This window comes from Sphingomonas sp. GW821-FHT10C01, assembly GCF_059415525.1.
Genome location: NZ_JBWKNK010000001.1, coordinates 1,067,181 through 1,092,621, shown reverse-complemented (window position 1 = coordinate 1,092,621; position 25,441 = coordinate 1,067,181). Strand labels below are relative to the sequence as shown.

26 protein-coding genes are annotated in these 25,441 nt (G+C 67.3%); 16 read left to right on the top strand and 10 right to left on the bottom strand.

From position 1 onward, the window contains the following. Window positions 1-10 precede the first annotated feature (10 nt). The 5 genes from AC07M1_RS05330 to AC07M1_RS05310 are packed head-to-tail and all read right to left on the bottom strand — an operon-like array spanning window position 11 to window position 5,747. A complete protein-coding gene (locus tag AC07M1_RS05330; RefSeq protein ID WP_495161526.1) occupies window positions 11-733 on the bottom strand; it encodes an anti-sigma factor family protein in 723 nt (240 codons plus the stop codon). Then, a complete protein-coding gene (locus AC07M1_RS05325; protein WP_495161525.1) occupies window positions 726-1,238 on the bottom strand; it encodes a sigma-70 family RNA polymerase sigma factor in 513 nt (170 codons plus the stop codon). The genes AC07M1_RS05330 and AC07M1_RS05325 overlap by 8 nt, the downstream gene beginning before the upstream one ends. Next, window positions 1,235-2,479 (bottom strand): glycosyltransferase family 4 protein, encoded by a 1,245-nt coding sequence (locus tag AC07M1_RS05320; protein WP_495161524.1) that lies wholly within the window; start codon window positions 2,477-2,479, stop codon window positions 1,235-1,237. The genes AC07M1_RS05325 and AC07M1_RS05320 overlap by 4 nt, the downstream gene beginning before the upstream one ends. Window positions 2,480-2,523: 44 nt before the next feature. Continuing rightward, entirely contained in the window at window positions 2,524-3,672 is a 1,149-nt protein-coding gene (locus AC07M1_RS05315; RefSeq protein ID WP_495161523.1) for a PepSY-associated TM helix domain-containing protein, read from the bottom strand. Beyond that, on the bottom strand, window positions 3,672-5,747 hold the full coding sequence (locus tag AC07M1_RS05310) for a TonB-dependent receptor domain-containing protein (protein WP_495161522.1): 2,076 nt from the start codon (window positions 5,745-5,747) through the stop codon (window positions 3,672-3,674). Before AC07M1_RS05310 ends, AC07M1_RS05315 begins: the two co-directional genes overlap by 1 nt. Window positions 5,748-5,933: 186 nt before the next feature. On the opposite strand from AC07M1_RS05310, the gene AC07M1_RS05305 reads away from it, so the two are divergent. The 12 genes from AC07M1_RS05305 (at window position 5,934) to AC07M1_RS05250 (ending at window position 15,628) form a co-directional block, all read left to right on the top strand. Next, window positions 5,934-7,646, top strand: coding sequence for a DEAD/DEAH box helicase (locus tag AC07M1_RS05305; protein WP_495161521.1), 1,713 nt, complete (start codon window positions 5,934-5,936; stop codon window positions 7,644-7,646). Window positions 7,647-7,795: 149 nt separating this feature from the next. After that, window positions 7,796-8,257 (top strand): YaiI/YqxD family protein, encoded by a 462-nt coding sequence (locus tag AC07M1_RS05300; protein WP_495161520.1) that lies wholly within the window; start codon window positions 7,796-7,798, stop codon window positions 8,255-8,257. A gap of 80 nt (window positions 8,258-8,337) precedes the next feature. Beyond that, complete coding sequence (locus AC07M1_RS05295; protein ID WP_495161519.1) at window positions 8,338-9,159, top strand: alpha/beta hydrolase; 822 nt, start codon at window positions 8,338-8,340, stop codon at window positions 9,157-9,159. A gap of 154 nt (window positions 9,160-9,313) precedes the next feature. Next, window positions 9,314-9,634, top strand: a complete 321-nt coding sequence (locus AC07M1_RS05290; protein WP_495161518.1) for a DMT family transporter — start codon at window positions 9,314-9,316, stop codon at window positions 9,632-9,634. Window positions 9,635-9,703: 69 nt separating this feature from the next. Beyond that, window positions 9,704-11,212: a L,D-transpeptidase family protein gene (locus AC07M1_RS05285; RefSeq protein ID WP_495161517.1), complete on the top strand. Its 1,509-nt coding sequence runs from the start codon at window positions 9,704-9,706 to the stop codon at window positions 11,210-11,212. A gap of 22 nt (window positions 11,213-11,234) precedes the next feature. Beyond that, a complete protein-coding gene (locus tag AC07M1_RS05280) occupies window positions 11,235-11,543 on the top strand; it encodes a hypothetical protein (RefSeq protein WP_495161516.1) in 309 nt (102 codons plus the stop codon). 103 nt (window positions 11,544-11,646) lie between these two features. Then, window positions 11,647-12,177: a regulatory sequestration protein YfiR gene (yfiR, locus tag AC07M1_RS05275; RefSeq protein ID WP_495161515.1), complete on the top strand. Its 531-nt coding sequence runs from the start codon at window positions 11,647-11,649 to the stop codon at window positions 12,175-12,177. Then, complete coding sequence (gene dgcN / locus AC07M1_RS05270) at window positions 12,174-13,394, top strand: diguanylate cyclase DgcN/YfiN (RefSeq protein WP_495161514.1); 1,221 nt, start codon at window positions 12,174-12,176, stop codon at window positions 13,392-13,394. Before yfiR ends, dgcN begins: the two co-directional genes overlap by 4 nt. Next, window positions 13,394-13,885 carry an outer membrane lipoprotein YfiB gene (yfiB, locus tag AC07M1_RS05265; protein ID WP_495161513.1) on the top strand — a complete coding sequence of 164 codons (492 nt, stop codon included), beginning with the start codon at window positions 13,394-13,396 and terminating at the stop codon, window positions 13,883-13,885. The genes dgcN and yfiB overlap by 1 nt, the downstream gene beginning before the upstream one ends. A gap of 314 nt (window positions 13,886-14,199) precedes the next feature. Then, window positions 14,200-14,715, top strand: a complete 516-nt coding sequence (rplJ, locus tag AC07M1_RS05260) for a 50S ribosomal protein L10 (protein WP_495161512.1) — start codon at window positions 14,200-14,202, stop codon at window positions 14,713-14,715. Between the two features lie 54 nt (window positions 14,716-14,769). Further along, window positions 14,770-15,147 (top strand): 50S ribosomal protein L7/L12, encoded by a 378-nt coding sequence (rplL, locus tag AC07M1_RS05255; protein ID WP_495161511.1) that lies wholly within the window; start codon window positions 14,770-14,772, stop codon window positions 15,145-15,147. A gap of 100 nt (window positions 15,148-15,247) precedes the next feature. Next, on the top strand, window positions 15,248-15,628 hold the full coding sequence (locus tag AC07M1_RS05250; protein WP_495161510.1) for a hypothetical protein: 381 nt from the start codon (window positions 15,248-15,250) through the stop codon (window positions 15,626-15,628). On the opposite strand, the gene AC07M1_RS05245 is transcribed toward AC07M1_RS05250, so the two are convergent. The 5 genes from AC07M1_RS05245 to AC07M1_RS05225 form a co-directional block, all read right to left on the bottom strand. Beyond that, window positions 15,625-16,803 (bottom strand): hypothetical protein, encoded by a 1,179-nt coding sequence (locus tag AC07M1_RS05245; RefSeq protein ID WP_495161509.1) that lies wholly within the window; start codon window positions 16,801-16,803, stop codon window positions 15,625-15,627. The two genes, AC07M1_RS05250 and AC07M1_RS05245, sit on opposite strands and share 4 nt — an antisense overlap. Window positions 16,804-16,918: 115 nt before the next feature. Further along, window positions 16,919-18,277 carry an LPXTG cell wall anchor domain-containing protein gene (locus AC07M1_RS05240; RefSeq protein WP_495161508.1) on the bottom strand — a complete coding sequence of 453 codons (1,359 nt, stop codon included), beginning with the start codon at window positions 18,275-18,277 and terminating at the stop codon, window positions 16,919-16,921. Between the two features lie 147 nt (window positions 18,278-18,424). Then, on the bottom strand, window positions 18,425-19,834 hold the full coding sequence (locus tag AC07M1_RS05235; RefSeq protein ID WP_495161507.1) for a M16 family metallopeptidase: 1,410 nt from the start codon (window positions 19,832-19,834) through the stop codon (window positions 18,425-18,427). A 1-nt stretch (window position 19,835) separates the two neighbouring features. After that, a complete protein-coding gene (locus tag AC07M1_RS05230; RefSeq protein ID WP_495161506.1) occupies window positions 19,836-21,248 on the bottom strand; it encodes a M16 family metallopeptidase in 1,413 nt (470 codons plus the stop codon). Between the two features lie 61 nt (window positions 21,249-21,309). Further along, entirely contained in the window at window positions 21,310-22,065 is a 756-nt protein-coding gene (locus tag AC07M1_RS05225) for a competence/damage-inducible protein A (RefSeq protein ID WP_495162815.1), read from the bottom strand. A 46-nt stretch (window positions 22,066-22,111) separates the two neighbouring features. Between AC07M1_RS05225 and AC07M1_RS05220 the strand changes: the two genes are divergently transcribed. The 4 genes from AC07M1_RS05220 to AC07M1_RS05205 all read left to right on the top strand — a co-directional run bounded on the left by AC07M1_RS05220 (window position 22,112) and on the right by AC07M1_RS05205 (window position 25,388). Then, window positions 22,112-23,056, top strand: coding sequence for an MBL fold metallo-hydrolase (locus AC07M1_RS05220; protein ID WP_495161505.1), 945 nt, complete (start codon window positions 22,112-22,114; stop codon window positions 23,054-23,056). Beyond that, window positions 23,053-23,880, top strand: coding sequence for a type I methionyl aminopeptidase (gene map, locus AC07M1_RS05215; RefSeq protein ID WP_495161504.1), 828 nt, complete (start codon window positions 23,053-23,055; stop codon window positions 23,878-23,880). Before AC07M1_RS05220 ends, map begins: the two co-directional genes overlap by 4 nt. Further along, window positions 23,880-24,062: a hypothetical protein gene (locus AC07M1_RS05210; RefSeq protein ID WP_066576812.1), complete on the top strand. Its 183-nt coding sequence runs from the start codon at window positions 23,880-23,882 to the stop codon at window positions 24,060-24,062. Before map ends, AC07M1_RS05210 begins: the two co-directional genes overlap by 1 nt. Before the next feature lie 141 nt (window positions 24,063-24,203). Next, a complete protein-coding gene (locus tag AC07M1_RS05205) occupies window positions 24,204-25,388 on the top strand; it encodes a BaiN/RdsA family NAD(P)/FAD-dependent oxidoreductase (RefSeq protein ID WP_495161503.1) in 1,185 nt (394 codons plus the stop codon). Window positions 25,389-25,441: the final 53 nt, after the last annotated feature.

The window sequence follows — 25,441 nt, the reverse complement described above, 5'->3', positions numbered from 1 at the left end:
CCGCTCGAGTTCAGGAGCGGATCTGCACCAGGGATTCCGCGCGCGCGTCCATCGCGCCGGGGTCGCCATCGCCGGTCAGCGCATAGGACATGTCGTTGCGCCGCCAATAGGCCACCGATTGCAGCCCTTCACGCACCGCGCTGGGGCGTTTGGGCGCATCGCTGCGCGACTTGAGCGCGAAGAGCGACAAACGCAGGCCGTCGCCCGTGGTCACCGCGACCTGAAGCGCCGGCCCCTCATCGGTGGGGAAGAGCTGGACATCGGTTACGCGCCAGTCGGCGGGCAGCACGGGCAGGTCGATGCTGGTGCGACTCTCGATCTCCCGGGCGTCGAGCGTCGGCGCTTCGATCTGCGAGGGCATGTTGGCGCGCATCATCGCGATCCGGTGCGAGCTGACGGCATAATCGACATAGCCGGGCGTCCCCGCAGGCCATGCCAGCACCATCGACGCGGCGGCCGCCAGCGAGAGTCCGCCGAAGATCGCGCCACGGCGGATGAACCGCTTCGACGATGTCATGCCGAGCCGCGACACCCGCTCGATCGCCGCGGGCGCGACCGGGCGCGGATCGTCGGCGAGCAGCTGTAGTGCGGTGCGATTGCTCAGCTCCCCCATCACCCAGGCCGCACGATCGGGATCCTGCGCCAGCCGCGATTCGACCGCGAAACGTCGCGTGGGATCGAGTTGGCCGTCGACATAGGCGTGGAGTTCGAACTCCGAAGACTGCTCAGCCATTTCCCCCTCCGACGATACGCAAGGGAGACGGCCCCTGTTCCAGTTGCTTCAATGACTCGCGCGCACGCGACAGTCGCGACATCACCGTCCCGACCGGTATGTCGAGTACGTCCGCCACTTCCTGATAGCTCAGCCCTTCCACCGCGATCAGGTGAAGCACCGCGCGGTGATGCTCGGGCAGGCCCGCATAGGCGCTGGCGATCCGCGAGAGGCGGACACGCTGCTCCTGCTCGAGGTCGGGATTGCGTTCCAGCGTCTCGGCGAAGCGATCGTTGCGGCGCGCCTCGGCCGCTTCGCGCCGCTTGCTCGAGATGAAGACGTTATGGACGATCGCCAACAGCCAGCGGCGGCGGCTGAATTCCGGCTTGAAGCTGCGCTCACGCTCGATCGCGCGCAGGATCGCGTCCTGCACGACATCGTCGGCATCCTGTTCGTCACGCGTGAGTGCGCGCGCATAGCGGCGCATCGCGATCAGGTCGCCGGGGATGTCGGCATCCGGGTTCACGCCGCCAGTTCCTGCAGCAACCGGGGGTCCGCGTCCATAGTGGCGCCGCCAAGCGCGCGGCAGCGGCGATAGTCCGCCGCGACCCCCGCCAGCACATCGTCCCAGCGATAGCGCGACGCTTCCTTGCTCGCCGCCGTGCCGATCGCGCGACGAAGCGGCGCCTCCTGCATCAGCATCCGGGCGGCGCGCGCATAGGCGGCGGGTTTGTGTGCTTCGACCAGCCAGCCGGTGCGCCCGTCCGCGATCAATGACGATGCGCTGGGTACATCGGCGGACACCACCGCGAGGCCGCTCGCCATCGCCTCCAGGTTCACATTGCCGAACGCTTCGGTCACGCTGGGGTTGATCAGGATATCGGCGCTGGCCACCGCACGCCCCAGGGCCGCGCCTTCGAGATGGCCAGCGAACACCGCGTCGGGCACCCGCTTTTCGAACCAGCCGCGCGCAGGCCCTTCGCCGACGATCAGCGGGCGCACCATCTGGCCCGATGCGCGCAAGGCATCGATCGTGTCGGCGAACACGCCCAACCCCTTTTCCTGAACGAGCCGCCCGAAGAAGAGCGGGACGACGTCGTCGGCCGCATAGCCGAATGCCGCCCGGGTCGTCTCGTCGCGCAGCGAGGGGTGGAAGGCCGCCGGATCGATCCCGCGGCTCCACACCGATACGCGGCCCGCGCCATGCTTGGCCGCAAGCTCGTTGGCGATCGGCAGGGTCGGGGCGAGGATCAGGTCGCAATCGCCGTAGAAGCGGTCGAGATAGCGTTCGAGCATCGGGCGGAGGAAGCCCATGCCGTAATAAGCAGGATAGGTTTCGAACCGCGTATGCAGGCTCGCGACCACCGGAATCCCCTTTGCCCTCGCCCATTTCTGCGCCTGGCGCCCGAGCAGGTCGGGCGCGGAGAGGTGGACGATGTCCGGCGCGAAGGTTTCAAGCTCCGCTCTCGTCGCGCGGGTCAGGCCCAGCGCCAGCCGGTATTCGGGCCGCCCCGGCAAGGCGAGCGAGCGGACCGCGCGAACATCGCCCGCGGAGGCAAAGGCCGGCTTCGGCGCGCGCGGGGAAAAGACGCGTACCTCCGCCCCTTCCTTGTCGAGGAGATGCGCGACCAGCCGGTTGAGCGCGCGGTTGGCACCGTCGCGGACACAATCATAATTGCCGGAGAACAAGGCCACGCGGATCGGGCGCGCGGAGGACCGGGCACGCGAGGCGCCGGTGGGGAAAAGCGGGGACGCGGAGACAGACATGCACGGCATACGCGCGCCGGAGGTGGTTTATTCCCTTCGCGGATTCAGCGCGCCGAAACGCGGTGCTGTCGCCGCCTGCGCAGCCACAGCATCCAGCCGGTCACGACCAATGCGGCGGTGACGATTCCGGAAACGAAAACCAGCCAACGTCCCACGGCGCCAAACGCCTTCCCCGAATGGAGCGGATATTGCCAGGCGAAGAACTGGTCGCCCGCGCTCTCCCCATTGTCATGCCGCGTCGCGAGGATGCGGCCATCGGTCATCGCGACATAGGTCCATAGCCGCCCCTGATCGTCGCGATCGCGCGGGTCGAAGGTGCGCACGGCATAGGCGGCATGATCGGGCAGGACCCGCAAGCTGTGCACCTGCGAACGATCGGGCGTCACTCTCGCCATCGCCGCCTCCAGTCCGACCGGACTCGCGGGCGGCTCGACATCGGGCCAATGCTCATGGAGCCGCTCGTTGATCGGCGATATCACCGCCACCGCGCTGCGGCTGTCGTCGGGCCAGGCGAGCGTCACGCCGGTCAGCGCAAGCACGAAAGTGACGGGCCAGGCCCACATGCCCGGCGCACGGTGCCAGTCGAACAACCGGCGCAGGCTGCCCGGCTTGCCGGCGACCGCGAAGGCGCTGCGCCACTTCGTCAGCGCCGGCATCGCCAGCCACAGCGCGATGGCGTGATCGATCAGCCAGGCAAGCGACACCAGCCCGAAGAACCAGGTCATCCACGCGCCCGCGAGCAGATCGACATGCAGCCCGTAGAGCACGTCCATCACATGCCGCCGGTCGAGCGACACCTTGCCGCTCTCCCGCCAGCCGAGCACCCGCCCGTCGCGCGGGTCGGCGAAGAGCTGGACGGGGCGCGGTTTCCCCTCCCCCACCGGCGCGCGGCCGAGCATCCAGATCGTGCCGCGCGGATGCGACGGCATCAGGATGTTGTTGGGCGCGAACCCCGGCAGCGCCGCCTGTGCCCGGGTGACGGCAAGGTCGATCGAGGCGTGCTGCAGCGCCGCTACCGGGATCGTCCGCAGATCCGGGTTCAGCCAGCTGTCGAGCTCGTCATAGAAGGTCACCGCCGATCCGGTGACGGCCAGCAGCAACAGCCACAGCCCGCCAAGAATCCCGAACCAGCGGTGCCAGATCCGCGCGAACGGCCGCCACCGGCGCTTCGCGGCAGGTGGCGACAAGGTCATCAGTAGCGGAACGAGACGCTGAGGCGGATGTTGCGGCCCGGCTCGGGCAGGCCGCGCACGATCTCATACCCCGCCACGCCGATCTGGCTGTAGTCGCCGACGCTGGCATGCGCGCGATATTGTTTGTCGAGCAGATTGTAGACCGCCGCCTGCAGCTCGATCATGTCGGTGCCGAACGGGCGCCACGTGCCCGAGATGTCGACCACCGCATAGCCCGGCTTGTCGATGAAGTAGGTCTTGTTGACGAAGCCGAGCTGTTTCTCACGGAACAGCACCTCGATATCGTTGAGGTCCTCATAGCGGGTCACGGTGGCGCGCAGGCTGAGGTCGGACGAGGGTTCGAACGCGGCGGTCACCGCCCAATTGTCGCCGACCGAATTGCCGAGCGCAATCTGCTCATACCCCTCGATCCGCTTGCCGTTGAGGCGCGAATCATAGTGGTTGTAATAGCCCTCGATCGAGAAGGGGCCGGTGCGATAGCCGGCACGCAGCTCGAAGCCCTCGGCTTTGAAGCTGCCGACATTCTCGTAATAGACCGCGTCCTGGATCGTGCCGGGGGTGCGGACCGCGCCGAGCTGGTCGAGTACGACGTCGCGGATCTTGGTGCGGTAATAGACCGCCGATGCGGTGATGCCGTTGCGATCGTATTTCACGCCGCCTTCGATATTCTCGACGCGCTCGGGCTTTAGGCCCGGCGCGAGCGAGATGCGGCCGGGACGCTTCTCCAGCGTGAAGCCGTCGCCGATCTCCTTGCCGCGAAACGCCTCGGCATAGCCGGCGTTGAGTGACAGACCCGGCAGCACGTCGAGCGTCGCGCCCGCGTTGAAGCTGACACCATCGCTGTCGATGCCCTTGCGATAGGTCACCTGGTCGAGATCATAGGCGTCGTAGCGCGCGCCGAAGCTGAGCAGCAGCGGCTCGAACACGCGCCAGCGATCCTGGATATAGACGCCCATCAGCGCGCCCTTCTCCTCGAACCGGCCGACCGCCGGATCCCAGGCCCAGCCCTGCCACTGGGCGGGCGCGCCGAGATAGCGGCCAACGACACGGTCGGAGCGGTGTTCGAAGCCGACGGTCACGTCATGCCCGCCGCGACGGATCCGCGCGCGCGCATCGAAGCCCCAGCTGTCGATATTCGCGCCGTAGAGGCCCCAGCGATCGGAGCGGTTCTGGGTGAATTCGGTGCGAGTCCAGTAACCAGTCGCCTCCAGGTCGATCCCCACGGCGGTGTCGAAACCATAGTTGGCGATCGCGGTCTTGCGCGTGCCCTCGACCGCGAACAGCCGGTCATTCGCAAGCACCGGCCAGTTCGGGCGCACGCCGAAATCGCCCTCTTCCTTGCGCTGCTCATAGCTCAGCGTCAGGCGATGTCCGGCGCCGAGGTCGCCGCCGATCTTGACGAAGCCCAGCTGCTGCTTGGCGGCGGTGCCGCGCAGGGTGGTGCCGTTGCCGTCCTTGAAGTCCTCGCGGTCGACATGCACGTACGAAGCGAGGATGCCGATATCGCCGGTAAGGCGCGCATAGACGGTGCCCGACAGCTTATAGCCGTCATTGCTGAACCAGCCGCCCTTGGCCATCACGCCATAGTCGCGGCCGTCGCGCAGCAGGTCGGTGGGATCGACCGTACGGAAGCGGATCGCGCCGCCGATCGCGCCAAAGCCCGAATCCGCCTCGCCCGCGCCGGCCTGAACCTGGACGCTCTTGAGCAGTTCCGGCTCGATGCTGACGCGGCCGACATGGTGGAACAAGGTGCCGCGCTGCGGGGCGCCATCGATGGTCACGTTGAGCATCGAATCCTCGAGCCCGCGCACATAGATCTTCTGTGCGATGCCGATCGATCCGCCGACCGCCACCGAGGGCACGTTGCGGAACAGGTCGGACAGGTCGTTCGCCTGAATCGCCTGGATCGCCTTGCGATCCAGATCCACGTCGGTCAGCGCACCAACCACCACCACGACGTCGTCGCTCTCCTCGGCTGCGGGGGCTTCGACAGCCTCCTGCGCACGGGCCTGCGGGGCGATCGCAAGCATGGAGGCGCCGAGCAGCAACGCCGCGTAAGCGGTTTCAGTTTTCATTGGAGTTCCCTGGATCGTTTCGCGAGTGCGGTAAATGTTACTGCGACTTAATGTCAATAATAATTGGGCATATTTTGGTCTCTAGCGCCGTGGAACGCGCGCCCCTCGCCAAACCCTCCAATATGCGCTATGGGGCCGCGCTTACCCGCGCCTTGCCCATTGGCCCGCGCGACCATTGTGAGCTGCATGACCTTTACCCACCTCCCCACCAGCCTCGCCGAGGCGCTGGCCGCACGCGGCTATACCGCCCTCACCCCGGTCCAGGCCGCCGTCACCGAGGACGCCGCCAAGGGCCGCGACCTGCTGGTCTCCGCCCAGACCGGTTCGGGCAAGACCGTCGCCTTCGGCCTCGCCATGGCCGACGAGCTGCTCGACGACGGCAAGCTTCCCGCCCCCGGCCTTCCTCTTGCGCTGGTGATCGCGCCGACGCGCGAGCTGGCGCTTCAGGTCGCCAAGGAACTCACCTGGCTCTACGCCTCGGCCGGCGGGCGCATCGCCACCTGCGTCGGCGGCATGGACGCGTCGCGCGAACGCCGTACGCTTTCCTATGGCACGCACATCGTCGTCGGCACGCCGGGCCGCCTGCGCGACCATGTCGAGCGCGGCGCGCTCGACCTCAGCCAGGCGCGGATCGCCGTGCTCGACGAAGCGGACGAGATGCTCGACATGGGCTTCCGTGAGGAGCTGGAGGCGCTGCTCGACGCGACCCCGCCCGAGCGCCGCACGTTCCTGTTCTCCGCGACTTTGCCCAAGCCGATCGTCGCGCTCGCCCGGCGCTACCAGAATGACGCGCATCGCATCTCGACCGTGGGCGAGGATCGCGGGCATGGTGACATCACCTATCAGGCGATCGCCGTCGCTCCCGCCGACATCGAACATGCCGTGATCAACCTGCTCCGCTTCCACGAAGCGGAGACCGCGATCCTGTTCTGCGCCACGCGCGACAATGTCCGCCATCTCCATGCCGGGCTGACCGAGCGCGGGTTCGCCGCCGTGGCGCTGTCGGGCGAGCATAGCCAGAATGAACGCAACGCCGCGCTTCAGGCATTGCGCGACCGCCGCGCCCGCGTCTGCGTCGCCACCGACGTCGCCGCGCGCGGCATCGACCTGCCGACCGTGACGCTGGTCATCCATGTCGAGCTGCCGCGCGACGCCGAGACGCTTCAGCACCGTTCGGGCCGCACCGGTCGCGCGGGCAAGAAGGGCACCGCCGTCCTGATCGTCCCCTATCCGCGCCGCCGCCGTGTCGAGATGACGCTGAAACAGGCGAAGATCACCGCCGAATGGCTGCCCGTTCCCGGCGCCGAGGATATCCGTACCAAGGATCGCGAGCGGCTGATGACCAAGCTCATCGCCCCGATCGAGATCGAGGACGAAGATCGCGAGATCGCCGAGGCGTTGCTGGCCGAGAAGTCACCGCTCGAAATCGCCGCGGCGCTCGTCCAGGCGCACCGCGCCTCGATGCCCGCGCCCGAAGAGCTGATCGACCGTTCGCCCGCCGAACGGAGCGCACCGGTTCATCGCCCCGGCTTCGACGACGTCGCCTGGTTCCGCATGAACATCGGTCGCCGCCAGAACGCCGATCCGCGCTGGATCCTGCCGCTGATCTGCCGTCGTGGGCATATCACCAAGTCGGAAATCGGTGCGATCCGCATCGGCGCGGGCGAAACCCGCTTCCAGATCCCGAGCAAGCTCGCCGACCGCTTCGCCAAGGAGGTCGCCAAGACCGCCGCGCAGGATGAGGATGGCGTGCTGATCGAAATGGCCGACGGTCCGCCCCCTCCGGGCACGCGCGGGGATCACGCGCCGCGCCATCACAATCCGCGCAACCACGACCGCGCCGTGCACCGTGCCCGCCCGGCCAAGCCCCATCATCGCGGCAAGCCGCCGAAGAAGTAACGCGATCTCTCCGCGCCTACTCCCGTCATCCCGGCCTTGTGCCGGGATCCACCGGGAGGCGAGGGCTGGATAAGAAGCTCTTTCCCGGTATTCGGGGCGCCGTGAGCCCCGGCACAGGGCCGGGGTGACGGAGGAGTAGAGGGAAGACCATGACGCATCCCCTCCGCATCCTGGTCGATGCCGACGCCTGTCCGGTGAAGGACGAGGTGTACAAGGTCGCGTGGCGGCGCGCGGTGCCGGTCACCATCGTCGCCAACGCCGTTATCCGCATCCCCGACCATCCCCTGATCGCACGTGAAGTCGTATCGGATGGGTTCGACGCGGCGGACGACTGGATCGCCGAGCGCGCCGGGCCGAAGACGGTGGTGGTGACGGCGGACATCCTGCTCGCCGACCGCTGCCTCAAGGCCGGCGCGACCGTGCTCTCGCCCGCCGGCAAACCGTTCACCACCAGCTCGATCGGCGCGGCGATCGCGACGCGCGCGATCATGGCCGATCTGCGCGCGGGCGGCGACCAGATCGGCGGGCCGCCGCCGTTCCGCAAGGAGGATCGCTCGCGCTTTCTCTCCGCACTCGACGAGGCGCTGGTCAGGCTCGCCCGCCTCCCCTGAGCCAAGTTGCATGACAACATAGCGTTCGACGTCGTTGCGCACCCGTGATAATCTTCGGCCGACTTCTGACGGAGGCGCGCATGACCGAAGAACGGATCACCCACCCCGACGGCACCAGAATCAATCTGCATTCATGGCCCGCCAGCGGCAGTGCGAAAGGCGTGGTACTGCTCCAACACGGCTTCAATGCGCATGGCGCGCATCTGAGCTGGGCCGCGGAACAGCTGAACTCAGCGGGCTATGCCTGCTATGCGGTCGATCTGCGCGGACGTGGCAAGTCGGATGGCGAGCGCTTCTATGTCGATGATTTCGGCAAGTATCTCTCCGACCTCCAGCTTGCGTTCGACAGGGCGCGGGCCGAACATCCGGGCCTTCCGGTCTTCCTGATGGGCCACAGCGCGGGCGGGGTGATCGCCACCAGCTATGCATTGCGCCACCAGGGCGAGCTCAAGGGCCTGATCTGTCACAGCTTCGCCTTTCGTGTTCCGGCGCCGCGCGTCGTGCTCAACCTGCTGCAATGGCTGAGCGGGCCGCTTCCGCGCCTCAAGGTGCTCAAGCTCAATAATGCGGACTTTTCGCGCGACCCGGACTGGGTGGCGATGATGGACGCCGATCCGCTGATCCACGACGAGCGCCAGCCCGCCAAGACGGTGGGCGAGATGTGGAAGGCGGACAAGGTGCTGGAGGTCTCGTTCGCGAAGATCACCCTACCCGTTTTGATCATTCATGGGACCCAGGATCATGCGACGCTGCCCGCCGGCAGCCAGATGTTCTTCGACAATGCAGGATCGGCGGACAAGACGCTCAAACTGTACGAAGGCCATTATCACGACCTGCTCGCCGATACCGGCAAGGAAGGCGTGATGGCGGACGTTCGCGGCTGGATCGACGCGCGGGTCTGAACCCGACAGGTTAGCGCTAACTCTTGACGGACGAATGTTACGCGGCCAAATGCGCCGCGCAACGCCGCTCGTCCGCGACCGGCTCCATGCGCCGCCTCTTTCGGGTTTCCGGCCAGCGCATGATGTTTCGAGCCCGCGACAGACTGGAAGTCTCATGGCGTGGGTTATCCTCGGCATTGCCGTTGTTACTGAAATCATCTGGGCGCTCAGCCTCAAATGGGCGGCGAGCGCATCGACCTGGCACGCGTCGCTCGTTCCCGTGACGCTCAGCTTCGTCAATATGGCGCTACTCGGCCTAGCGATGCGCGACCTGCCCGCAGGCACCGCCTATGCGATCTGGACGGGCCTGGGCGCGGTCGGCGTGATTCTGATGGGCATCATGATCTTCGGCGACCGCGTGTCGCTGGTACAGGCCGGATTCATGGCGCTGATTGTTATCGGTGTCGCGGGAACAAAAGCCTTCTCTCCGGCTTGAGCATCCCGGGCTGGGGACGGGTGACTTTCACGGACGCGGCCTCTATCATTGGGCTTCGGTGAAAGGATAATGTTCCAGATGTTCGGACGATCGCGGTCGCATGGTGTTGCGGCACTGCCCTTGCTCGGTCTTGCCCTCGGCGCGCCTGCACTTGCGCAACAGGCGGCGCCACGCCCGCCCGCGGCCACAGCTACCCCGGCATCTCCGCAGGCGACCCCACAGCCCGCACCAGTCCAGATCACGCCGGTCCAGATCCCGCTTCCCGTGCTCAGCCCGGAGCAGGCGCAACAGGTGCGCCAGCTGATCGTGCAGGGTCGGATCGCGCAGGGGCTGCGCTATTCGACCGCCGAGGCCGAAGTGCTGCCCGCCGACGACCAGGGCCTGGTCCGCGCCGCGCTCGACTATGCTCGCGCGATCCATATCGGGCGCCTCGACAATGCCGATTTCCAGGAGGATTGGGCGCTTCGCCCCGCCGCATGGGACCCGCTTCCCGGCTTCGCCAAGGCCGTCGCCGACAACCGGATCAGCCAGTGGTTCGCGGGGCTGACCCCGCAGTACGAAGGCTATGACAATCTTCGCAAGGGTCTGGCCCGTTATCGCCGGATCGAGACCACGGGCGGCTGGAGCGCCATCGCCGCCGGCCCCGACCTGTCGGTCGGATCGAGCGGCCCGCGCGTCGCCGCGCTCCGCGCCCGCCTCGCGGTCGAGGACAGTGAAGTCGCGGGCAGCGGCGACAAGTTCGACGCCGCGCTCAAGGAAGCCGTGGTCCGTGCCCAGCGCCGTTACGGCCTCGCGCCGACCGGCACCGTCTCCACCGGCACGCTGACCGCGCTCAACGTCCCCGTCTCTAGCCGCGTCCGCCAGATCATGGCGAACATGGAACGCTGGCGGTGGATGCCCAAAGAGATGCCAGTCGACCGCATCCAGGTGAACATCGCCGCCGCCCAGGTCGCGGTGTTCGAGGGCGACCGTCCGGTGATGTCGATGCGCGGCGTGACCGGCAAGCCCGGCGGCGGCGAGACGCCGATGCTCCAGTCGAGCATCCATTCGGTCGTGCTCAACCCGCCATGGAACGTCCCCGCCGGCATCGCGCAGCGCGAGCTGTTCCCCAAGGGCGCGGCCTATCTGGCGCGCAACGGGTTCAAGGTGATCGGCACCGGTGCCAACCGCCGCCTGCAGCAGTCGCCGGCGCAATCGGCACTCGGCAGGTACAAGTTCGACTTTAGCAACCCGTTCGCGGTCTATCTGCACGACACGCCGAGCAAGGGCACCTTCTCGCGCTTCGACAGGCTCGCCTCGCATGGCTGCATCCGGCTTGAGCGGCCCGCCGACCTCGCGCGGCTGCTGCTTGAGGGCAGCACGCAATGGACGCCCGAAGCGATCGACGGCGCGCTGGAAAAGGGCGATACGGTGCGTGCCGCGCTGCCCAACCAGGTGGCCGTCTATCTGCTCTACTGGACCGCTTATGCGAGCGGCACCGGCACGATGAACTTCCGCGGCGACCCCTATGGTTGGGACAAGACGCTCGCGACCAAGATCGAGAAGCGGAGCGCCGCCCAGGCGCTCGCCGCGCGCTGAACCCAATCCCACGGAGAACTCAATGACCCGTCGCCTGCCCCTCGCCGCCGCGCTGCTCGCCGCCACCGCCCTCGCCGCCTGCTCGGGCGGTTCGGATGCGCCCGACACGCCCGTGAACAACGGCGACAATGAAGTCGAGGTGATCGACGATACGCCGGCACAGAATCTCGCTGAGCCGACCCCGACTCCGACTCCTTCATCGACCCCCGCGCCGGTCGTTCAGGACGATCGCGCGACCGACGAGCAGGTGCAGGACGATGCCGACGCGGTCGGCATGACGGCCCGTCTGCCGCGCGATCAGGGTGGAAACGAGACCGCCCCGGTGGAGTGACGCTACTCGTTCCGGTTAACCAGAATCTGGCCAATCCCGATTTGATACGCTAACGTTACACCAATTGAGTTGAGCGGAATCCGGGCCGCTCGGGGGAATTGGTGTGACGTTGACGGTGGCGCTCATTGCGATGGGCGCGAGTGTATCGATCGGTTTGAACGACCTGATCGCCGAATCGCGCGTTCCGCCCGGCCAGCAAGACGCCGTCGTCGCGCGTACCGTGGGCGGCATGATCAGCTACACCCGCTGGCCCGAACCGCGATCCGTGGTTCGGCTGTGCGTGAGCGGCGCGACCACGCACACCAAGGGCTTCGGACGCATCGGCCAGGGCGCCGGCCGGCAAGTCGTCACCCAGGTCGTCACGCCGGGCGGAATCACGCGCGGCTGCGATGTCCTCTATTTCGGCGCGCTCGGCGATGCCGACCGCCAGCGGATGCTGCGGTCGATCCGCAACCAGCCCGTGCTCTCGATCGCCGAGTCCGACCCCAATTGCCGCGGCGGTACCATCTTCTGCCTGCGCGTGCTTCCCGACCGGGTCAGCTTCGATCTGAGCATCGACGCCGTTTCGCGCAGTACGGTGCGGATCGATCCGCGCGTGCTGCGGATCGCGATGACGGACGGAGACGCGTCATGAACGACGTCAACCGCCTCCCCACGCTGCGCCGCATGCTCGCGCGGATGCATCTGCGCGTCACGCTGTTCGCGGTCGGCCTTACCGGCATCACCGTGTTGCTCGCCGGCTTTGCCGCGATCGGCGCCTATGCGGCGCAGAATCTTCACCTGATTGGTCGCTCCGCAGGCTATACCGCCGCGCCAGCGATCGTGTTCGACGATCCCGTCGCGGCGCAACAGAGCATCACCCCCCTGCTCGAACCCGGGGTCGCCGGGATCGCGCTGCTCAAGCCGGACGGAACCGTGCTCGCTTCGGTACAGCGGGAGGCCGAGGACACGTCGCTCGCGCGCTGGATCGCCGACCGGCTGTTCTTCGCCACGCCGGTCGAGGAACCGGTGGTCCATCTTGGCACCCGCATCGGATCGGTACGGGTCCATGGTGAGGGAAGCGCGGTCGCCTCCTATATCCGTGACGGCATCCTTGGCACCTTGGTCTGCCTGGTGCTGACCGGGCTGGCCGCATGGCTGCTTTCACGGCGCCTGCGCGCCGATATCGTCGCGCCGCTCAACGCGATCGCCGATGCCGCGCACAGCTTTCGACGCGACGAGACGCTGGATGCGCGCGTGCCGCCCGCATCGATCCGCGAGGTCGAGGCGCTGCGCACCGATTTCAACGCGCTGATCGCCGAGCTGGCCGACTGGCGGCAGCACCTGCGGCGCGAGAACGAGACGCTGAACCACAAGGCAAGCCACGACGCGCTGACCTCGCTGCCCAACCGCGCGCAGTTTGAGCGGCGGGCCGCGGAGATGATGGCGGAGGCCCGCGCCGGCGATGCCAGCTTCGTCCTCCTCTACGCGGATGCAGACGGCTTCAAGCCGATCAACGACCAGCACGGCCATGCCGCGGGCGATCTGGTGCTCGTCGAGACCGCCGCACGCATCCGCAGCTGCCTGCGCGCGCGCGATGTCGCGGCGCGGCTGGGTGGCGACGAATTCGCGGTTCTGCTCGCCGCCCCCAGCGGCGCGGACGCCGCGGAGCGTGTGACCAACGAGATCGCCGCGCGGCTGGCCCAGCCGATCCGGCTGCCGTCAGGGGCCGCGGTAACGATGACGTTGAGCATCGGCGCCGCAATCTATCCGGGCGACGGTCAGGATCTGACCACGCTCATCAATCGGGCGGACGCGGCGATGTATGCCGTGAAGAATAGCCTCCGCGTCCAGCAACAGGGAGTCTTGTGATGTCTTCGTTCGTGCGTACCAGCCTGCTTCTCGCGCTCGCCGCGCTGTTCCTCGGCGGCTGCCAGGTGTCGAAGGACAAGTCCCCCTGGACCCGCGCCCAGCGTGCGGTGTTCACCGAGGAAGGCTTCATGCCGACCGATCGCGGTTGGGAGTTCAGCATCAACGACCGGCTGTTGTTCGCAAGCGATGACAGCACCGTGCTTCCCGAACAGACCGGATCGATCCGGCGCATTGCCGGCCGCCTGCTTGGCGTCGATATCCGCAATGCCACGGTCGAGGGCCATGCCGACGGCTCTGGCGCCGCCGAGCATAACCAGCGCCTGTCCGAACGCCGCGCCGCCGCGGTGGCCGAGGTGCTGGTCGCCAGCGGCTTCGACAAGTCGGCGGTCGCTACCGTCGGCCTTGGCGACCGCTTCCCGATCGAGAGCAACGACACCGTCGAGGGCCGCCGCGAGAACCGCCGCGTCGTCATCTTGATCGCGACGCCCTGATCGCGATCGGCAACCTCCCGCACGGTTGACTTTCCCACCATAGCCGCTATTGGCGCGCCTTCGCGTGGCCGGCTTGCCGGTCATGCGTACCGTCCGAGACAGTGGGTGACCGGGATTTGCCGGTCTTAATTTCCCGCCAAGACGGGGACAGAGATTTTACCGGGTCCTTCCGTGCGATGGAGTCCGGGTCAGCCAGCCGGAGCCTATCCGTGCCCTGACGATCATGCCCCTCGGACGTGGGGGTTGGGCATCCGCCCTTCCCTCGGCGTAACCGGCTCCAGCCCTTTGGGTTGGGGTATTTTGAGGAGACCGGCATGGATCGTGCTCAGAAGACCGAAGCCGTTGCCGAGCTGAACCGCACCTTTAACGAGGTTGCCGTGGTGGTTGTCACCCGCAATCTCGGGATGTCCGTCAAGCAGTCGACGGATCTCCGCAACAAGGCGCGCGAAGCCGGAGCGAGCTACAAGGTCGCGAAGAACCGCCTTGCCAAGATCGCGATCGACGGCACCGATTATTCGGTGCTTGCGGACCTGCTCGTGGGTCCGACGGCGCTTTCCACTTCGACCGACCCGGTCGCCGCCGCCAAGGTGGTTGCCGAGTTCGCCAAGACGACCGACAAGATCGAGATCGTCGGCGGCGCGATGGGAAGCATGCTGCTCGACGCGGAAGGCGTGAAGGCGCTCGCATCGCTGCCTTCGCTGGACGAACTGCGTGCCAAGATCGTTGGTCTTATCGTCGCTCCGGCGACCAAGATCGCGACCATCACCCAGGCCCCGGCGGCGCAGATCGCGCGCGTGCTTTCGGCTTATGCGGAGAAGGAAGCCGCCTGAGGCGGTATTCTTTCGCGACGTTATTTCGAACCAATCTGACTGAAGGAATTATACATGGCTGACCTGAACAAGCTCGTCGACGCTCTCTCGGAGCTGACCGTCCTCGAAGCCGCTGAGCTCTCGAAGCTGCTCGAAGAGAAGTGGGGCGTTTCGGCTGCCGCCGCTGTTGCCGCTCCGGCCGCCGGTGGCGCCGGTGCCGCTGCTCCGGCCGCGGAAGAGAAGACCGAGTTCGACGTGATCCTCACCGGCGACGGTGGCAAGAAGATCAACGTCATCAAGGAAGTCCGCGCGATCACCAACCTCGGCCTGACCGAAGCGAAGGCTCTCGTCGAGGGCGCGCCGAAGGCCGTCAAGGAAGGCGTGTCGAAGGACGAAGCCGAGAAGCTCAAGAAGCAGCTCGAGGAAGCCGGCGCGACCGTCGAGATCAAGTAATCTCGAACGGCTGCACCCGCAGTCTTCAAGAAGGGGCGGTCCGGCAACGGGCCGCCCTTTTCTATTGGCGGTATAGCGACGGCGGCCTAGGCATCGGACGATGACGGATGCGGTCCCTGCGAGCCTCGGCCTCGCCAGCAACAGCGATGAGTTCGCCCTGATCGAGGAGATCGAGGCCGAGTTCGGCGTGACGATCGACTATGCCGACGCGCCGCAATGGCGCACTGTCGGCGACCTGTTCGGCTCACTGCTCACGCAATTGCCGGTCGGACAGGCGAACGACCCGGATATCTGGGATCGCTTCGCCGCCACCCTTGCCGGGGTGACCGACACCGATCTGGAAGCGATCACACCACAGACGCCGCTAGCCGATGAGGCTCAGGCGTGGCGCGGCCTCAATTCGCTGTCGTGGATGTTGCTGTTCCTGGCGATCGGCATGGCGCTGGTCGTGATCCTCGGCGCCGTCATCCTCACACGCTAAGGCTTGGGTACATAGCGTTTGGCCGCGAGACGCCCGAAGCCCTCGCCCGCCCGCTCCACCCAGAGCGGCCCGAGCCGGTCCCCGCCCGCCGCGGGTGCGGTGCCGACCATGAACGCGTCACGCAGCATGCGGATGCTGAGCCCCGCATACCATTTGAGTGAGACGGGTACGATCGGCACGAACATCGGCTTGCCCTGCACCGTCACGACCTTCACCTGATCGCCGGGCAGGCTGACCTGCGCACTGACCATCTGCACGGTACCGGGCGCGACGCTGAACGGCTCGGACCCCGCCGCCAGCCGTGCCGCACCATGAAACGCGGCGATCTGTGCGTCCTGCTCCTCGTTCGCGCCCAGAAATCCCAGCGAGGCGCGGATATTCTCCGCCGGTTCGGCCCCACGATTCTGGATGAACAGTTCCAGGTCCAGTGTCACCACCCCGTCGCTGATCGCCGCGCGTACCGGACGAATCTCGATCACCAGGGGGCCATCGGGCGGCGGGACCGGCGCCACGACCGGTGAAGCCGGAACGCTGGGCGCGGCGGGGGCAACCGGCGCGGCGGGAGCGACAGGCGCCACAGGCGGTGTCTTGCGAGCAAGCGGCGGCGGTCCCGGGGTCGGCGGCGACATTGCAACGGCTTCGGGAACGACCGGCTTATCGTCCATTGCGTCGTCCCGACGCCGGCGACGCAAAGCGAACGCGGCACCGCCGATCGCGAGGATCAGCGCGCCACCAAGCGCGGGCCAGAGCCAGGCAGGATAGCTCTGAACGGTCGCGGGTGCGGGAGCCGGCGTCGGGGCCGGCGCAGCCTGTGTCGGCACGTCCGCGGGAAGCGGCAATGGCGAAGCCACGGGCGACGGCGTCGCTTCGGCAACCGGTGCAACGGCGGTCGGCGCCGAATTGGGCAGCGCGGCGGGTGTACGCTCAGGCCGTGGCGTCGCGGTACGGGTCGCGGCGGGTGTCGGTGTGGGAATCGGGATCGGCTGCACGATCGGCGACGGCGCCGGGGTTGGTGCAGGCGTTGGTGTCGGCGTCTGACCCGAAGGCGGGAGATTGAAGTCGCGCACCGGCGGCGTGATCACGGTCGGCGCGGTGCTGCTCTGCGAGGCGGCAGGCGCGGCCAGGAACAGGAAGGGGATGAGCGCGGTCGTCGCGCGGAGAGAAAACGCAGTCACGCGGCGCGCGTTAGCATGATGCGGAGGCACCCGGGCACCAAAAAATGCGTACGACCGGGCGCAAAACAAGCCCGCCCCACCGCGCGATGGCGGTGAGGCGGGCCGCTCCCTCTGCTCAAACCTTGGCGGGGACGCTGTGCAGCCGGGCCTCGATATCGGCATACATCGCCGGATCATCCTGCACGGCGATCGGGACAAGATGTTCGCCGCCATTGACCCGGCCGATCGTGAAGGCGGCGGCGGTCCGCCCCTCGCTCCCGTCGGGCAGACGATAGCGGGCGTCAGCGACCAGTACCGGGGTGAAGCCGTCATCGCCGCCATGAGTCACGGCATCGACCTGCTCGCGCGGCAGCGTCACCGCTGCGTTGAGACGCGTGCCGTCACCCGGCTTGATCCGCTCGGCGGGAACGACCTGATCGACCGGCGGATGCATCAGCAGGCGCTCGATCTCGCTCGAAGCCGTCGCATTGCCGCCCAGCATGAACGCGCCGATGCGTACATCCTCCGCGGGCACGCCGCCAGCGTTGGCGACGGTCAGCTCGAACTCGACCATCGCGCCGCGGCGGCTCATTCCGGCCCGGGTTGGCCGCATCGCCAGCTCAAGCTGCGGGCGCCCGCCCTGCGGCTTGGCGCCGCCCAGTACCGCGGTGATATCGGCGGCGTCAGGCGTGACCAGCTCGGGATTTTCGAGCGAAGGCTGCGGCTGGTCATTCTCGGCCGCGACCGGTGCGGCGACACGCTCGATCTCCGGCTCATGACGCGGCGCAACAAAGATCGGAGCGGCAGCGGCCGGGTCGGCGACGCGGGGGGCGGGCGCGATCACCGGCTCAGGCTGAACGGCGACCGGCTCGGACTCGGTGCGATAGGATTCATAGACCACATCGTCATCCCGACGGCGGCGGAACAGCAGCAGGGCGGCGATTGCCGCAGCGGCAAGGCCAACGGCCGCGAGGATCAGCCACAAGCTCCCGCCGTCCGAGCCGGTCGCCTCCGGCGCAGTCGCGGTTTCGGCGGGCAGTGCCGCCACTTCCACGGGCGGCACTGCAACTTCGGCGGGCGGCGCCGTCTCCGGAGCAGCGGCGACCGGTGCGACCGGTTCGGGGGCGGCCACGGGTGCCGGCGCCGGGCGTGCCGGGGCTTCGGCACGCGCCGTCGGACGTGCCGCACGCTGTGGTTGCTGGCGGGCTGTCGCACGCTCGGCTCGAGCGGCGGCGGCACGTTCGCGCTCTTCCTGCTCGACCTGCGCGAGCGCGCTGGGCGCGATCCGGGCACGCGATTCGGCCGACGGCGCCTGCGCCACCGGAGCGGGGACCGGCGCCGGAGCCGGTGCGGGCGCCTGCTGAGCAGGCACCAGCACAGTCGGCGGGGTCACCGTCTCCTGAGCGAATGCGGTTGCGGGAAGGGCAACGGCCGCAAGAAGCACGGCGATCGCCCGGCGGTGCGCATGGTGCGCTGGGTTGATGTGCTGGGTCATAACGGGGGTTCAATGAATGGAACCCGCGATTCGCCGCGTGCCTGGCTCATAATTGCGGCGAGCCGTGAACCGTCATCGGCCAAATGAAAAACGGGGGCGGTATCGTACCGCCCCCGTTTCATTTCAATTCACTTCCTGAATATTCGTTCAGGGAACGGTAACGGTCTTGAACTCGACCCCCTTCAACTCAGGCAATTCCTGAAGCTGAGGGGTAACAACCTTCAAGTCCCCCACAACCACCAATGTCAACTTGTCGATCGGGAAGTTCTTCGCCGCCTCGCTGATCTGCGCCGGGGTCACCGCGAGCGCGGCGGGGACATACTTGTCCATCCAGTCGCGCGGCAGCCCAAGCGAGTCCCGCGTCGCCAGCGAGTTGACCAACGCAGCGGGGGTCGAGTTCTGGATCACGAACAGGCCCGCCATATACTGGCGCATGCCCGCCGCTTCCTCATCGCTCGGCGGGGTCGCCTGCAGCGTGCGGATCTCGTGGAACACTTCCTTGAGCGCCGGGCCGGTCACCGTGGTGGTCACGTCCGCGTTGAACGTCCACACCGCGTTGGTCGGGTAGAAGGCCAGGCTCGATCCCGGCGAATAGGTATAGCCCTTCGCCTCGCGGATGTTGCGCGTGATGCGCGAGCTGAACGCCCCGCCCAGCAGCGCGTTCGACACGCGCATCGGGATGTCGCCCTGCGTCCCCGCATTCGGCGCCGGATAGGCGATGCTGAAGGTCGATTGCGGCGCACCGGGCCGGTCGATCAGCAGCACCTGCGGTCCCGGCTTCGGACTCGGCGGCAGCGACAGCCGCTCCGGCCCCGCGGCCCAGCCGCCGAACGCCTTCTCGACCGCCGCCTTCACCGCCGCCGCGTCGAACTTGCCGGCGATATAGAGGTGCGAGCGCTTCGCCCCGAAGTTCGCCGCGTGCCACGCCTTGAGCTGCGCGGTGGTGTACGCCCCGAACTGCTGCGGTGTCGGCAGCACCCGGCCATAGGGATGGTCGGTACCGTAATAGGCGCGGTCGAGCGCCGCGTCCGCGAGCGTCCCCGGTTGGCTCAGCGCCACCGCCAGGCGACGGTTCCAGTTGGCCTTGACCCGCGCCAGCTCGCTGTCCGGATAGCCCGGCTTCTGCGCGACATTCGCGACCAGCGCGATGGCGTCCGCCGCACGCTCGGACAGGACGTTGAGCGTCACCGACGAGCTTTCGAGCGTCGAGTTGGTGGCGAGCCCGCCGCCCATATCGGCGGCCTTCTGCGCGATCTGCGCGCCGGTCATCCCGGCCGCGCCTTCCTTCATCATGTCGACGGCGAGCAGCGCCAACCAGGTATTCTCACCCTCGTTGAGCGACCCGGCATAGGTCTGCAGCGACACCACCATTTTGGGGGCGACGCCATAGGGGACCAGGGTCACCTTCATTCCATTGGCGAGGGCGAAGGTCTCCGATGCCGGAACCGTGAACGCCTTGGGCGCCGGGATCGGCGGCGGGGTGGTCGGAAGCTCCTGCGCGGCGAGCGGGCCGGCGAGCAGCGAGGCAGCCATCAGGCTGGCGATCATGCGGCGCATCTTACTTGGCTCCCGCGGGCTTGGCAGCGGCGGGCGCCGCGCCGGGGTCGATCGCGTAGATCGAGCGGTTGGTGGAACGCAGATACTCCTGCGCGGTCTTCTGGATCAGCGCCGGCGTCACCTTGGCGAAGCCGTCCTCGATCGAATTGACCTTCTTCGGATCATTGTCGAACAGCGCATAGACCGCGAGCAGATCGATCAGGCCAATCCGCCCGGTCCCGTCGATCGTCGAATAGAGCGACGAGCGCATCTTGGTCCGCGCCCGCGCCAGTTCCTCGGCCGAGACCGGCTTGGTACGCAGATCCTCGATCACGCTGTCCACCGCCGCCTTGATCTCGTCGCGGCTGCGGTTGGCGTCATGCGTGAAGTTGAAGCTCCACAGCATCGGCCCCTGATAGTTGAACATGTTGCCCAGCGGGAAGTTGATCCCCCCGCCCACTTCGCCGGCGATGCCGGTCTCGGCCACCAGCTTGCGGTAGAGGCGGCTGTCCTGGCCCTTGACCAGCATCTGGTCGATCAGGCCCATCGCATACCATTCGGGGGTGCCCCGTGCTGGGACGTGATAGCCCGCCGCCCAGCCCGGCTTGGGCGCGAGGCGATCGACGCGGCTCTTGAACTTCTCCGCGGTCTGGCGCGGCTCGCTGATGTCGGGCAGCTTGACCGCTGGCGCCTTGGCCATCCAGCCGAAATATTTGTCGACCATTGCGCGCGTCGCCGCATAGTCGATGTCGCCGGCGACGACGAGAACAGCGTTGCTCGGCTTGTAGAAGGCGTCGTGGAACTGGGTGGCATCGGCCACCGTCGCCGCCTCGATCTCCTTCAGCTCACCGTAGAAATTGTGGCTGTTGTACCAGTTGGTGTTGGCCAGCATCGGCAGGTCGATCCACGGCCAGGTGCTGTAGGGCTGGTTGAGGACGTTGACCTTCACCTCGTTGCCGACGACGCCCTGTTGGTTCTTCAGCACCTCATCGTTGATCACCGGGCTCGCCATGCGGTCGGCCTCAAGCCACAGCATCCGCTCGAGCGCGTTCGAGGGGACCACCTCGAAATAGTTGGTGAAATCGAACCGGGTCGATCCGTTGAGGATGCCGCCGGCGTTGCTGATCGTGCTGATATGCACGCCCTTGGGCGCGTTCTTCGATCCCTGGAACAGCAGATGCTCGAACAGATGCGCGAAGCCGGTGCGTTCCTTGGGCTCGATACGGAAACCGATGCCGTAATAGACGCCGACCGTGACGGTGGGGGAGATCGTGTCCTTGGCCAGCACCACGCGCAGGCCATTCGGCAGCGTGTAATATTGCATGTCGACCGACAGCTTCTGCTGCGCCTGAGCCGCCGCGGGCGTCGCCGCCAGGCCAAGCGGCAATGCCGCCCCGGCCAGCGCAAGCGCCGCCACCCATCGCTTCATCTTCATGAGACCCCCCTAACTGATATCGTGTATTACGATATCAGCACAGCACGTCACGTAAAGGGGGCTAGATACCCCCTTTGACGACCTCGTAACCCGCCGCCGATAGCCGAACGCCCAGCTCGTCGGCGCACGCGTCGACCAGCGCGGGATCGGTCGCGCGGACGACGAAATTCGCGCCCGTCCGGCCTTCTCGGAAGAAGGGATAGCTGCCGATGGCGACGCCCTCGAACGCCTTCTCGGTATCGCCCAACAGCCCGGCGATCTCGCTCTCCGCCGCCCAGCTGCCGATCGTCGCGCTCACCACCGGGCGGCCGCCTTCGAGCGTGCCGGTCAGCGCGTCGAGCATCCCCGCCGTGATGTGGGGTACCCCCGCCAGGATGAAGAGATTGCCGACGCGGATGCCCGGCGCGCCCGACATCCGGTTGGGGATCAGGTCCGCGCCCTCGGGCACGCGCGCCATGCGCAGCCGCGCCTCGGTCAGCCCGCCGCGTGTCTCGTAATAGCGCTCCATCAGCGCGCGGGCTTCGGGATGGACCACCACCGGCACGCCCAGCGCCATCGCGATCGCATCGACCGTGATGTCGTCATGCGTTGGCCCGATCCCGCCGGTGGTGAAGCAATAGTCGTATCCCGCGCGGATCGCATTCACCGCCTCGACGATGCGGTCCTGCACATCGGGCACCACGCGCACCTCGGCCAGCTGGATGCCCTGGACGTTGAGCCAGATCGCGATCTGCGCGACATTCTTGTCCTGCGTTCGGCCCGAGAGAATCTCGTCGCCGATCACCACAAGTCCCGCAGTCCAGATACGCTCGCTCATGCCCCCGGCATAGACGCGCTCGGCCCTCGCGCCTAGCGTCGTCATCATGCTTTCCACCCTTGCCGCGCTCGCCCTCGCCGCCACCGCCAGCTGCCAGACCGAGCTGGTCGTGCTCGGCACGTCGCAGGATGCGGGCACGCCCCAGATCGGCCGCAACACCGACCCGGCGTGGCGCGATCCGAAACTTCGTGCCTGGGCCGCTTCGCTCGCCCTGATCGATCACGACAGCGGCCGCCGCTATCTGTTCGATGCGACCCCGAACCTGACCGACCAGCTCCACTGGCTCGACACGCATCACCCGAAGCGGACGCCCGGCATCGGCATCGACGGCATCTTCCTGACTCACGCGCATATGGGCCATTATGCGGGCCTGATGTTCCTCGGCCGGGAAGCGGCGAACACGCGCGGCGTGCCCGTCTACGCGATGCCGCGCATGGCCGGATTCCTCAAGGACAACGGCCCGTGGAGCCAGCTCGTCGCACTCGACAATATCGCGCTCCGCCCACTCGCCGCGAACACCGCCACGGGATTGCCCGGCAACATCTTGGTCACGCCCTATCTGGTGCCCCATCGCGACGAATTCTCGGAAACCGTCGGCTTCGTCATCAAGGGCGCCGGCCGCAGCGCGCTCTACCTCCCGGACCTCGACAGCTGGGAGAAATGGGACAAGCGACTGGAGGACGTGCTGGCCGAGGTCGATATCGCCTATGTCGACGGCACCTTCTTCGACGACAATGAGCTTGGCGATCCGATGCGGATGAAGAGCGTCCCCCACCCGCGCGTCGCAGACACCGCCGCGCGCCTCGCTCGACTCCGTCCCGATCTCGCCGCCAAGGTTCGCTTCATCCATTTGAACCACAGCAATCCCGCCCGCTTCGCCGGTTCGAAGCAGCGCCGCGCGATCGAGCGCGATGGCCTCGGCTTCGCCCGGCTCGGGGAGCGCTACTGCCTCTCGCAACCGCGCGCCAAAACGCCTATATCGCGGCGATGACCGAATATGTTGCCGTAACCGCCGACACGAATTTCGCCCGCGACGGGTCGATCAAGCTCTATGGTCCCGACGGGTTCGCCGGGATGCGCGCCGCCGGCCGGCTGGCCGCGGAGATCCTCGACGCGCTGGTGCCGCATGTCGTGCCCGGCGTGACGACCCAGGAGCTGGACGACATCGTCCGCAAGATGACGATCGACGGCGGCGCTGTGCCCGCGACGCTCGGCTATCGCGGCTACACGCACAGCTGCTGCATCAGCATCAACCATGTCGTCTGCCACGGCATCCCAAGCCCGAAGACGCTCAAGGACGGCGACATCGTCAATATCGACGTGACGCCGTTGCTCGACGGCTGGCATGGCGACACCAGCCGCATGTATCTGGTCGGCGACGTGCCCTTGAAGGCAAAGCGCCTGGTCGACGTCACCTATGAGTGCTTGATGATCGGGATCGAGATGGCCAAGCCCGGCAACACGATGGGCGATATCGGCCACGCCATCCAGAAATATGCCGAAAAGCACCGCTATGGCGTGGTCCGCGATTTCTGCGGCCATGGCCTTGGCCGCGTCTTCCACGACGCGCCCGAAGTGGTCCATGTCGGCCGTCCCGGCACCGGCCCGGAACTCCGCCCCGGCATGTTCTTCACGATCGAACCGATGATCAACATCGGCCGTCCCGACGTGAAGCTGCTCGACGACGGCTGGACGGCGGTGACGCGTGACCGCTCGCTCTCGGCGCAGTTCGAGCATTCGATCGGCATCACCGAGGACGGGTGCGAGATCTTCACGCAGAGCCAGCGCGGCCTGCACCAGCCGCCGTACGCATAATGGCTGAGGGAAAATTCGAGCGGCACCGCCAGCCCTGGCGTACCGACGAAGTGCAGAAGCTGCACACGCTCGCCAAGAAAGGCATGGCACTCAAGGCGATCGCCAAGGCGCTGACCCGCAGCGAGGAATCGGTCAAGGACCGCGCCAAGGCCGACGGCCTGTCGATCGCGAAGCTGCGTTAGGCCGCTTCCCCACACCCTTATGCCGTCACCCCGGCCTTGTGCCGGGGTCCACGGTGCCGCAAGCATTGAACAAGAGGCTCACTTCCACCGCTCGCCTCCCGGTGGATCCCGGCACAAGGCCGGGATGACGAAGGAAGCGACGTGACCACCCAACCAGCCACCTACGACGCCATCATCCTCGGCGCCGGCGCCGCCGGCCTGATGTGCGCGCTTACGGCCGGCCAGCGTGGCCGCCGCGTGCTGCTGATCGACCATGCCGATCAGGTCGGGAAGAAGATCCTGATCTCGGGCGGTGGGCGGTGCAATTTCACCAATCTCGGAATCGCGCCCGACCGCTATCTCTCCGCCAACCCGCATTTCGCCAAGTCGGCGCTGCGCCGCTACACCCAGCATGACTTCATCGCCTTGGTCGATCGCTACGGCATCGCCTGGCATGAGAAGACGCTGGGCCAGCTCTTCTGCGACGGCAGCGCGAAACAGATCGTCGCGATGCTGCTCGCCGAATGCGAGGCCGGCGGGGTCGAGATCGCGCTGGGCCATGCGGTCCGCGACGTCAGCCATGCCGATGGCCAGTACCGCGTGACGGTCGGCGACCGCGAAGCCTCCGCGCCCACGCTCGTCATCGCCACCGGTGGACCTTCCATTCCAAAGATGGGCGCCACCGGCTTCGCCTACGACCTCGCCCGCAAATTCGGGCTCAAGGTGGTCGAGCCGCGTCCCGCGCTCGTGCCCTTGACGCTGGGCGGGGACGAAGTGCTGTTCCGCGAACTCTCAGGCGTCGCCGCCCCGGTCGAGGCGCGCGCGGGCAAGGCGAAGTTCCGCGAAGCGGCCCTGTTCACGCATCGCGGCCTCTCCGGCCCCGCGATCCTCCAGATCAGCTCCTACTGGCGCCATGGCGAGCCGGTCGAGATCGATTTCCTGCCCGGACGCGGCACCGGCTGGCTCACCGACGCGAAACGCGCCCAGCCGCGCACGACCTTGCGCAAGCTGCTCGGCGACGCCCTGCCCAACCGCCTCGCCGACACGCTCGCCGACCAGCTGTCACTCGATACCGAGCTTGCCAACAGCGCCGACAAGAAGCTGGGCGAGGCCGAGCGTCGCCTCGCCGCGTGGCGCTTCCACCCCAATGGGACCGAAGGCTATGCCAAGGCCGAGGTGACGATCGGCGGCATCAGCACCGCGGGCCTGTCATCCCAGACGATGGAAGCACGCGACGTCCCCGGCCTCTACGCGATCGGCGAAGCGGTCGACGTCACCGGCTGGCTCGGCGGCTATAATTTCCAATGGGCCTGGGCCAGCGGCTGGGCGGCGGGAATGGCGCTCTAAAGGCTTGCGGCACCGGCCCGCTCCCCCACCCGGCCACCCACAACGTACAATGG